This is a genomic window from Rhodococcus sp. BS-15 (genome assembly GCF_000813105.1).
Taxonomy (GTDB): domain Bacteria; phylum Actinomycetota; class Actinomycetes; order Mycobacteriales; family Mycobacteriaceae; genus Rhodococcoides.
Map to the genome: position 1 here is coordinate 1 of NZ_BAOX01000557.1, position 1,165 is coordinate 1,165.

Below are 1,165 nucleotides of genomic sequence, written 5' to 3' on the forward strand. Positions count from 1 at the left end.
CGAGCGCGTCGCCGCCGAGAGCTGAGCGAACCGGACGTGAACGATGCAGAGGATGCGCGAAGCGAGCCCGATGCGGGGTTTCGCGCGGCAGTCGCGCGAAACCTACCGATCGTCGCAGTCTCGGTCGTCGTCCTTGCCGCGTTGATTCTGGTGCTGGCCGATCGCTGGCGGCGCGGCGCATTCATCTTCGGATGCGCAGCGCTGCTGGCGGCCGTCCTGCGGCTGTGCCTGCCCGAAACACGTGTCGGCACACTGCAAGTGCGCAGCCGCGTGTTCGATGTGTTGGCGCTGGGCTGCGTCGGCGGAGCAATCGTCTTTCTGTCGCTGTCTATCGATCCGCTGGGAACCGACTGACCTTGCCTGTCGGTGTCAGCGCCGGCCCAGGCGGGCCAGCTCCATCGTCTCGGCGAGCAGCTTCGCCACCGAATCGGCCTCGGTGAGGAAGCCGTCGTGTCCGTCACGCGACTGGATCACTTCGAGTCCGCGGCACTGGGGGGAGTTCGCGAGCGATCTCCTTCTGCAGTCGAAGCGGATACAGGCGATCGGAGTCGACTCCGCCGACGATGGTGGGAACCGCTGTGGACGCGAGGGCTTCGGCCACTCCGCCGCGGCCGCGGCCCACATCGTGGCGGTTCATCGCCTCGCTGAGCAGGACGTACGTCGCAGCGTCGAACCGGTTGACGAGCTTGGCAGCCTGATGCTCGAGGTAGCTCTGTGCGGAGTATCTGCCACCGGCCCACGGGTCTTCGTCGTTCTGCGGTGAGTTTCCGAACCTGATGTCGAGTTCGCTCTCGGTTCGGTACGTCAGGTGCGCGATGCGCCGCGCGATGCCGAGTCCGGCCGTAGGCGAGGTGCCGGTGTCGTGGTAATTGCCGCCCAGCCATCCTGGATCGGCCTTGATCGCGGCGATCTGTGTTGTCTGGGTACCGATCTGGTCGGCAGTTGCCCTTGCACCGACCGCAAGGACCAGCGCGGCCGCCACTCGGTCTGGATGGCCCACGATCCATTCGAGGGTGCGCATCCCGCCCATCGAGCCGCCGACGACGGCTGCGAACCGCTCGATTCCGAGGACGTCGGCCACGGCCGCCTCGGCAGCGACCTGATCGCGGATGGAGATGTCCGGGAAGCGAGACCCGTAGGGCGTGCCGTCGGGCGAGACGCTGCT

The 1,165-nt window shown here is 67.1% G+C and carries 1 protein-coding gene and 1 pseudogene; one reads left to right on the forward strand and one right to left on the reverse strand.

Annotated elements, in window-relative coordinates; translation table 11 throughout:
• The first annotated feature begins 36 nt into the window (after positions 1–36).
• Positions 37–354, forward strand: a complete 318-nt coding sequence (locus RHBS_RS27900; protein ID WP_121870377.1) for a DUF3017 domain-containing protein — start codon at positions 37–39, stop codon at positions 352–354.
• A 15-nt stretch (positions 355–369) separates the two neighbouring features.
• On the opposite strand, the pseudogene metX reads toward RHBS_RS27900, so the two are convergent.
• Positions 370–1,165: pseudogene (gene metX, locus RHBS_RS27905) on the reverse strand (homoserine O-acetyltransferase); the annotation flags it as partial.